We start from the raw sequence: 9,307 nt of genomic DNA on the forward strand, positions 1-9,307 counted from the left end.
AGCAGGATGTCGCAGGTTCGAATCCTGTCTCCCCGACCAACACGGAAAAATCGTTTTATATCAAAGATTTACACCGATCGAATTCTTAGAGACGTAGCATCAGAACGTAGCACATTTAGAAAAGAGAAGGCTGGGGATAACTCAGCAGTCTGTTTGCTCCGTGATGCTCTCGGCGTGATTGAAAAATCACCTATATCCAATTGCCAACATTCCCTCGTGAGCTATCGTCTTCCTGGATAAGTGAGGTGATAAATGGGGCATGCGGTTTTCTCCGCCGGAGGGCTTGCGCAAGTAGTGCGCGCGGGCGATTCGAGAAAATTCAAGGTCGATCTTAAAGGTGATCGGGACAACATCATCGAGGCAGCATCGATCAATGCGCTTGCCGGTGGCGTAAACCTTTCTGATTTCCATCGCACTCGCTTTCGTGGGAAGCCCTGCGTTTCGTACAACGATTATGAACGAGCCCTCGTGTTACGCTCTGTTGCGAGGCACCTGAAGCGGCGATTGAGAGTGCGAACCCCGGATCGGACAAAAGCGGTGCGGGGAGTGATATCTTCGTTGCTTGATAGAACCCCTTTCACGGTAATTCGCTGTGATATCGCTGCTTTTTACGAGTCCATTCCCACTTCGATTCTCCGCGATAATCTCGTTTTCGACACCGCCAGCTCCGGCCTAGTACGGGGGTATTTGTCGCAATACTTCAATAGTCACTGCGCAACGCCTACAGGGCTGCCGCGCGGTGCCGGTCTGAGCGCTATACTCGCCGAGATTGTTATTCGGCCTTTTGACGAAGAAGTCCGACGGATACATGGCGTTTACCGCTACTTCCGGTACGCCGATGACATCATCGTCTTTACCACAGGCGACGCAACCGCAACGTTATCTAAAATGAGGAAGCTGCTTCCAAAGGGGATGTGCTTCAATAGGTCAAAAACGTACCCCATTCCCTTTACCGACGGCCCACAGCGTGCAGAAGAGCCAAAACGGCCACCGAAGGCCTTCGAATATCTCGGATATATGTTTACCGTGGACGACGTCTCTGCGGGCAAAAAAAGCCGCTCTGTCTCGGTAACAATATCTCCCAAAAAGATTAAACGAATGCAAACTAAGATGCTACTCACATTCCATGATTACACACGCAATCAGGATAGTAATCTTCTTTTTGATCGAATAAGCTTTATCGCCAGCAACTATAAGATAAGACGTAACGGGAACGTGTACCACAAAGGCTCTAATAAAATAAAATCCGGAGTATACTATAACTATTCCCTTTGCGGTAAATACAAGATAACGGGAAGCTCCGAACTAATAAAATCCGAACCAAACGTTGATAATCTAAAAATGCTCGACGGAATGTTACGATCTCTAATAAATTCATCACGTAGCGAATTCCGGCAGGTTCTGGCAAATCAAACTAGTGTTCAGTTTCGGCGAAGACTCGCGAGCATCTGCTTCGCAAAAGGCTTCACATCAAAAATCTTGGTTAGAATGACACCTGAACGTATCGGTGTGCTGAAGAGGGCGTGGCGGAATGTCTGAGGAAGTCTCGCGCAGAGCGAAAAGCCGGGCAATCCTGACCGACACCGTCCCATACGAAGTTCCGGTCATATTCTCAAACGATAAACTATTTGCCGCTTTCGGAAAAAATAAAAAGTCCGTCGATCCTGCGGTGCAGAGGGTGATTGAACGTATTCAATTTTTGGGGGCCGACGTAACGAAACCGTATAGCTACCGCATCGTGAAGGACTCACGGAGAAACACTGCGTTAGGTATTATTCACCCGACGACGCAACTTCGCATGGCATCGTTCTACGAAGCTTTTTCCCAGCCCATTTTGGAGAGTTGCGCATCCAGCGAATTTTCGCTTCGAAAACCGTTTCAAGAAACGCCGCTTTTTTCAGAAGCTGAGCTAGCAGGCGAGACAACCTTCAAGCTGGGTATCAGCCATATCGATCCAGCAGACGGAGAACTCGACGTCTCTCACATGACATCGTTTTTCTCTTATTCGAAATACAACCTGCTGGGAAAATTTGTTGAATCTAACGAATTTCGAAGGCTAGAAAAACGATTTAAGTACTTAAAAATTATTGATGTATCGAGATGTTTTTTTAATATTTACACCCATAGTATATCTTGGGCCATTAAAGGAAAGGACTTTAGCAAATTAAACAAAACATCTTTTTCATTTGAGGCTAGATTTGACGAATTAATGCAATCGGCCAATTATGGTGAAACCAATGGCATTGTCGTGGGGCCCGAAATCTCCAGAATTTTTGCAGAGATTATATTCCAAGATATAGACAGGCAGGTTTCAAACTCGCTCAAACCACGCTTGAATAATCGGGACTATGCGGTCCGCAGATATGTCGATGACTTCTACATTTTTTCAAACTCTTTATCCGAAGTTGATGAAATTGTCGTAAATATTGCGCGGAATTTAGAGGAATATAAGCTCTTTATAAATGATAGCAAAACGGTTGTGTTATCCCGCCCATTCATTTCTCCCATAAGCTTAGCCAGAACTGAAATTGGCGAAGTTATTTCTCGAATATATGAGCTTACAGATCAGATTGTAGCTTCGTCCGATCCGTCCATTATAGCCAACAAGGCACGCTCCCTCAGGGCCAGAGCTGACGAGATACGGCAAGCATGTGGACGACATAACGTCGCCCTCAACGTCGTAAGCGGTTGGGTGCTTTCCAATTTAAAGAATGCTTTGACCAAGATTGTTCGTTTTGGTGAAACTTGCCCGAAAAACAGTTCAGATGCTTTCTATAACTGTATTTCCGCATTACTGGAAATCATATTTTACGTTTGCGCTGTCGATCTGCGAGTTCGGACGACATATACCCTTTGCCAATGCCTGTCCTTGGTTCCAAAGATTCAGCAACTGGCGCTGCCTGATGTCGCCGACCGTGTGATGCATTTCATTGCGGAGGAAATGTCAATTCTCCTACGGAATGCTCTTGTTTTGGACCCGTCTCAAAGCTCCGGCGTTGAAATGTCCAATATCCTCATCACCGGATGTCACTATTTAGGACCAGACTTCCTACGGAGCGATGCATCTCGCGATGCACTTTCCCTAATGAATGGCGCCAAGACCCTCACCTACTTCTCTTACATCACGCAAAAATTCTGCTATATTAAATCTCCGGCGTATCAATCAAATCTTTCCGAACTAAATTTAAAAGCAATTGAGCAATTGAATAAAAATTGTCACTTAATAAAAAGCGATACTGAATTGTATTTGCTTTTTGCGGATGTGATGGGATGCCCGGATTTATCAATAATTGAGAAATCGAAAGTCTACCGCAAGGTGTTTGGCGGGGTTACTCCGCGAGCTATTTTAGAGCAGGCGTTCAAAGCAATCGGCTTCGTCGATTGGGAAGGGACAGCCATACAGCATACCCTCGCGCGGAAATCCTTGCGCCCCGTCTACTCATGGTCTTAGATGGGGGCGAGGTCACCTTCTTGCTGTAGATATCGCTGCTGAACGAGCTTGCTCCGCAGGCAGAATGATTACGTCGCCTCCTGCCCTCGGCATGCTGAGGGGATAAGCGGTCCGGGCGGGCGTGTTCGTCTTATGACTTTGCGTCTGCACACACAGAACGGCGTGGGTGACCTCACCCCTCACAGAAGCTTTCGCATTTAAATCGGTCGGTTTCGATACATATCCAGCGAGTGTATCGAATATTAGACTCCACAATGTTTCGATAAGGTTGTAAATAAGATACACCGATTCGATACAGGAAGAGCTTCGATGGCCCGTACCTTTGCCTACTGCCGCGTCAGCACCGCCGACCAGACCACCGACAATCAGGTGCGCGAGATTGAAGCCGCTGGCTTTAAGATCGAACCTAAGCGGGTCGTGTCCGAAACGGTCTCGGGTTCTGTTGCCGCTATGGAGCGCAAGGGCTTTGCTAAGCTGGTAGACCGCCTTGAGGCCGATGACGTCTTGATCGTCAGCAAGTTGGACCGTCTAGGACGAAACGCCATCGACGTTCGCCAGACTGTTGATCGGCTGGCAGGTGAAGGCGTGAAAGTCCATTGCCTTGCTCTTGGAGGCGTGGACCTTACCAGCCCTGCCGGACGGATGACGATGGGAGTCATCAATGCCGTTGCCGAATTTGAGCGCGATCTTCTTATCGAACGGACGCAGGCAGGCCTCGCAAGGGCCAAGGCAGAGGGGAAGTCTCTAGGACGCCCGCAAGCGCTGTCCGATGCAGCACAAAAGGAAATCCTGGCAAAGCGGATGGAAGGCCTCTCGTTGGGTTCTTTGGCGAAGGAATACCACGTGTCTAGGGCGGCGATTCAAAGGGTGGAAAAGCGAATGGCACTATAGAAGGCAATCGCAATTCGGCCCTGCAATAAGAGTTTTTTTCAGGGTTGATGTCGTCAAAGCCCTTAGTTTAAGCAAGTATCCGAATTCATTGGGGGTAATAATGCGGATTACGAGCTATGGTCTATTTTGGAAGGCGGACGAAATAGAGTGGGCTCCCGGCGCAGGGTATAAAGACAGCTTCCGCCTCCTCGGTCGCGTAGGAATGAACCGAGGAAAACTCCAAGTTGCAGATTTTAGGCATCAACAGGGAATTTACATTCTCTATGATGATTACGGTGCAAATTACGTGGGCCTCTCGAGAACTGGCCTTGGCAAGAGATTAAGGGATCACACCGAAGATAAACATGCCGGGAAATGGGACCGCTTCTCTTGGTTCGGTTTTAGGCCGCTAGGAGGCGCAGGCTCAAATGGCGTATTTCAACTTGGTCAGACTAAGGAGGAAGTCTCCGAGAATGCTCACGCAACCATTGGTGATCTTGAAGCCCTTTTAATCAAAGCGATGGGAACCCGAAACAATTCTGTCTCTATGCGGTTCAAAGATGCCGTTGAGTGGAAGCAGGTAGACTGGGACGACATCGAGAAATATCTGCTTCGGGTCGCGCCAAGCGGGGATTCCCCAATGCCCGAGGTCGGGCCAAGAGCTGATATTACCGACTAATCGGATACGGGGGAAGCGCTAGCGGCACCCCCCGCTTATTTCGAAAATGGCAAGGATAGCTGATCGCGGTCTGCATCCCTGTGTAGCGATAGGCTTTGCGCAACGTGATCCGCTAGATTGGAAATGGACTCCAACCGCACTCTACGTGATGGTTCTGCAATGCCTACACGAACCCAACCCGGCGCAGACATAATAAGGTCTGCGATTAGGTTCGTAGTGCTTTGTGGTGTCGACTCTGCCATGTGGCACGATAGAACAAATTAGGAACGAAGTGCAGGGCTTGGCGCCGTGCTGGCGTTACAAGGCAGCTATCAACGAAGCTGGATCGAGACCCAGTTGGCGAGCCACATCACAGAACTCGACTACGTCCAACCGTCGTTCACCGGTTTCGTACAACGACACGAATTGCTGTCGGCGACCAAGCGCCCGTGCGAATTCCGCCTGCGTCAGTCCTGCCGCCTTCCGAGCATCCAAAAGAGCTGTGACGAGCGCCCTGTAGCGATCATCGCCAAACCCTTTTCCATGCGCCCGAATTTCCATGGCGCAGTCTTTCGACCACTCTCGATCTTACCCGAAAATCATGTAAGAACGAGACCTGTTACACGGGGGGACGCATGACAAGCACTTGGAATAACGCGGTGATCGCTGTTGGCCTGATCGTACCCCTCCTCAGCGCGGGCTGTTCTGGCGGCAGTCCGCTAACCGAGGAGACTAAGCGATATATAACGAAGGACTTTATTGATCCTGATGCCGCCCAGTTCAGGAACATAAAACCTCATGGACGTTGCCTAACTGGAGAGGTAAACGGAAAAAATAGATTTGGCGGATATGTGGGATACCATAAATTCTATTATGATCCGGTAACGAAATCAGGCGCAGAAGAACCAGAGGTCATAAGCATTATAGAGATAACCTCGGAAGATTATAAGAAACACAACGAAAGTGTTGATAGTTACCTGCGGAATTTGGGAGTGTGTTCCAAAGGCGAAAAGGGACAAGAAGCGTTCGACGCTTCCGTGCGGAAGCGACTCGCTGCCGATAAGCGGGCCCAATGACCGTGGCGATAACCAGTGTCGCGCACGTTACTTGGCCACCTTGACAGGTTGAGGCCTGACCCAGCCGATGGGGTAATTACCTACACGATCCCCGGCGATCGGGTAGAGGTCACCGAGACGTTCTAATTATGGGGCGGGAAAGGACGAAGTCTTAGAAAAAACCGCCCTTTCCCATCCCTATGCCCTCACAGATGGAACCCCAAATTTCCCTTCTGTGAAGATTGCAGCGGTTTGTTGACCGGCAGGACCTAAGACGACCTGAATAATCATTTAGATTATGGAGTAAATTGCCCGTTAAGCCCAGTACAGCGCCAAAATGTGCGGGAGGTAGGCTTACCTACCTTTTCTTCGTCTATACGCTGTGCAAGGCTATAATCCGCCTGCGATTTACGCTGCCAGCGAGGCCTTCGCGCCCTTCACGGTGAGACCGGGCCGCACTCCGACATGATGAAGGAAGCAATCTGATAGGACCTGCTCTGCCAGCGCCGCCTTTGACCTTGGCACAATCAGGGCATCATGCAGTGGCAGAGCAACCACTCTATGGTCCATTGCCAGCCGATGTACTGCATCCACAACGGCGCTGCTCTCAAGGAACTGCAAATCTGCCCAACTGATGGGATTCTTGGGCCAATCTTTCAGCAGTTGGAGCGAGTCCAGGATTTTCCCTTGCGTCTTTCCGAATGGATAGTCCTTTTGGAGATCGGCGGGTCCGTTCTCATGATCGCTGGTGTAGCGACGCTTGGCGGCTTCGGGCCAGCGGCTATGGAAGCCAGTGTGCCCTAAGGTGATCGTCGCCCATATCTTGGTAACCTTACGTGGTACGCCGGGAATGTCATAGGGATCGGCTGGCAGGGGTACGCCCATCAAAGTGTGCAGGATGGTCAGGTAGCTCGCAGAAATATCTACCTCTACAGTGGGCTCACCGTTGATGGTGATTGTCCGTCTCTCCGCCTTAGGTATGTTTTGATATCCTTTTCCGAAACCATAGGAATAAAGCCGCGCCCCCTTGTTCCAGCGGAAATCAGGATGATCGCCTTGGGCAAATATCCGGGTGAAAGCAAAATGACACTCGGCAGGCTGGATATCCTGATCCGCTACGAAGGTGTTGATATCGTGGACCTGCTTCGCATGCCGGGCGGCAGATTGATCGGCTGGATCATAGTCCATCCTACCTCCCTTGCGCTTTACCCGGTTCTTGTCTGTCCATGAGTCAGCCCGGAGTTGGAGGGGTTCCCTAACTAGTTTGGGCTTGGGCAGCATCGTAAAATGTGATGCCCAATCCGACAGCTTTATGCCGTACTGCTCAGCAAGGGTGATGAGCTTTGGTGTCGCCCGGAAACGAGTGGCAATTCCCTGATCGTGGATGTTTGTGGACTCTTTGAAGCCGGTGACGACTTCCAGATACCCCTTGGCTTTCAACCCAGCCACAACCGCCTTAAATGGGCGGTATCCAAACGGGATATCGGTCAAGCCTTTGTGTATGAACGAATCTCTGTTCATTGTACGGAATAGATATCCGTCGATCTTAACGGAGGCTTGTTTGAGAAGCGCCGCTACCATCACCCCCAGAGCCAAAGTAAATTCGCGTGAGGGCTTTGATCTACGACCTTTATTAGGTTTGTTTTCTTCCACGAGGAAAAAGATAAGGTTTGTGGATTCAACGGAATTAGGCTTGAATATGAAAGCTAGATATCCAGCTTCTTGAATTAAATAGGAGGTTTGAGAGTTTAACATAATAAGTAATTTCATAAGTTATATAATTATATTGTAGTATACGAGGTACACTTTCGTAATGGGGTGGATGTAAGTTAGTCGCCCGAATTTGGCAGATAGATCGGTATCGACCGCCCTTACATCACTGCCAATAGCGCATTCACTTCGGCACGCAAAGGCATGTAATTAAGATTACTATATGGACTTGGCGACAAGTTAATTTATATTTATATAACTATATGATATATTTCGTACTATAAATTTATTATCCGTGATATTTGGTTTGTAATCTCTAGGGAATTAACTTGATCCGTATTATGACATGCAACTTTTACGGCCTTACGAGTGGATTTAGGCCATGGGGAAAAGGCTTGTTGAAATCAACTTGGCCTCTAATTTTTAGAATTCACACCTTCGCATGTTGAATTCACCTAGAACCTATGGTCATCAAATATCATGCTCGATTTGGCGATTTAAAGCCCCGTGCAGCGCGTTCATCGGCTCACCGCTAACACATTCGCAAACGATACCAATTTGCTCTGTATGGAGCTCTAAGGGCACCACTAACCGTTTCGGCTCGGTGACCCATTGAGCGCATCTTTCTGAGATCGGCAAGCAGCGGAATTTCGAGGTATGTCGTAAATATAAGTATTTGAAATTATGAGAACAATTCTAAAACATTTTTATTCATTCAATAAGGTGGCTGAAATCCACACCTTCGAACTTCGCGGAATTGATGATTTCAGACAAACGCGCGGCAGTCCCCTGCCGGAGAGCTCCATACCCACTGGTGACGCTTGCCTGCTGGTGACCTAGAACAACTGCTATTTCGGAGTCATGGTATCCTGCGAGGCGCAGTTGATCCGCCATGCCATGCCTAAATGAATGTGTTCCATGACCGTCTGCGCCTTCTTTGACGCCGATCCTCGCGAGGTATGTCCGCCAAAAGCGTGACGCTTGCCCATGTTGCTCGCGTTCGTTCAACATGAGTTCGGGGAAAAGCCTCTGGTTCCCTGATTCAAGCGCACGCTTCTGTTGATGCTGCGCAAACTCGACAAAACCGATCTTTTCCAAAACGGAATGCATCGGCGCAATGCGGCTTTTTCCGTTCTTCGTTCGCTGACCGGTTCGTTCTGAATGCCGGATATGAATAAACCAATGCCCTTCGTGGCATTCGACGTCATCAACGCGCAATTGGGCGATTTCACCTATCCGAGCCCCGGTAAATAGGCAAACCAGCGGTATCCAAAAACGCCAATCACGCGTGCTTTGGTCGCCCGGTTCATGCTCTTGACCATCCCCGGCGAAGCCAACGAACAATGGGCTCTTCAGCATCTTGTTCAGTTGCTCAACGTTGAAAGGTGGACGAGGGTTTTTCCGTTTATCAGCATCATAGCGAAGACCATCACATGGGTTACTCTCCGCATAACCTTCACGCTTAGCCCATACGAAGAACGACGAAAGGCCGGACAGGTTCTTATTGACTGTGAGGAGGCTTGGCTGTTGATTGCCACTGAGAAGTGACCCGGGGTTTCCATT

Annotated in this window: 9 protein-coding genes; 5 read left to right on the forward strand and 4 right to left on the reverse strand. The window is 49.1% G+C overall.

Going from position 1 to position 9,307, the window contains the following annotated elements:
- The first annotated feature begins 252 nt into the window (after positions 1-252).
- The 4 genes from drt3a (at position 253) to ACFFJC_RS01405 (ending at position 5,000) form a co-directional block, all read left to right on the forward strand.
- Entirely contained in the window at positions 253-1,539 is a 1,287-nt protein-coding gene (drt3a, locus tag ACFFJC_RS01390) for an antiviral reverse transcriptase Drt3a (RefSeq protein WP_379485789.1), read from the forward strand.
- Entirely contained in the window at positions 1,532-3,451 is a 1,920-nt protein-coding gene (drt3b, locus tag ACFFJC_RS01395) for an antiviral reverse transcriptase Drt3b (protein WP_379485790.1), read from the forward strand. Before drt3a ends, drt3b begins: the two co-directional genes overlap by 8 nt.
- Before the next feature lie 309 nt (positions 3,452-3,760).
- Positions 3,761-4,342, forward strand: coding sequence for a recombinase family protein (locus tag ACFFJC_RS01400; protein WP_379485791.1), 582 nt, complete (start codon positions 3,761-3,763; stop codon positions 4,340-4,342).
- 100 nt (positions 4,343-4,442) lie between these two features.
- The gene (locus ACFFJC_RS01405) at positions 4,443-5,000 is read left to right on the forward strand and encodes a GIY-YIG nuclease family protein (RefSeq protein ID WP_379485792.1); all 558 of its coding nucleotides are present in this window, start codon (positions 4,443-4,445) and stop codon (positions 4,998-5,000) included.
- A gap of 35 nt (positions 5,001-5,035) precedes the next feature.
- On the opposite strand, the gene ACFFJC_RS01410 is transcribed toward ACFFJC_RS01405, so the two are convergent.
- Together ACFFJC_RS01410 and ACFFJC_RS01415 are read right to left on the reverse strand one after the other, a co-directional pair.
- Positions 5,036-5,242 (reverse strand): DUF6771 family protein, encoded by a 207-nt coding sequence (locus ACFFJC_RS01410; protein WP_379485793.1) that lies wholly within the window; start codon positions 5,240-5,242, stop codon positions 5,036-5,038.
- A 55-nt stretch (positions 5,243-5,297) separates the two neighbouring features.
- Complete coding sequence (locus ACFFJC_RS01415) at positions 5,298-5,540, reverse strand: helix-turn-helix domain-containing protein (protein WP_379485794.1); 243 nt, start codon at positions 5,538-5,540, stop codon at positions 5,298-5,300.
- Between the two features lie 74 nt (positions 5,541-5,614).
- On the opposite strand from ACFFJC_RS01415, the gene ACFFJC_RS01420 reads away from it, so the two are divergent.
- The gene (locus tag ACFFJC_RS01420; RefSeq protein WP_379485795.1) at positions 5,615-6,055 is read left to right on the forward strand and encodes a hypothetical protein; all 441 of its coding nucleotides are present in this window, start codon (positions 5,615-5,617) and stop codon (positions 6,053-6,055) included.
- 387 nt (positions 6,056-6,442) lie between these two features.
- Here the strand turns inward: ACFFJC_RS01420 and ACFFJC_RS01425 are convergent, their stop codons facing one another.
- Positions 6,443-7,804: a hypothetical protein gene (locus tag ACFFJC_RS01425; protein ID WP_379485796.1), complete on the reverse strand. Its 1,362-nt coding sequence runs from the start codon at positions 7,802-7,804 to the stop codon at positions 6,443-6,445.
- Positions 7,805-8,455: 651 nt separating this feature from the next.
- Positions 8,456-9,307 (reverse strand): site-specific integrase (locus ACFFJC_RS01430; protein ID WP_379485797.1); only part of this gene is annotated, 852 nt, incomplete at its 5' end.

The sequence above is a fragment of the Novosphingobium soli genome, assembly GCF_042432915.1.
Taxonomy (GTDB): Bacteria; Pseudomonadota; Alphaproteobacteria; order Sphingomonadales; family Sphingomonadaceae; genus Novosphingobium; species Novosphingobium soli.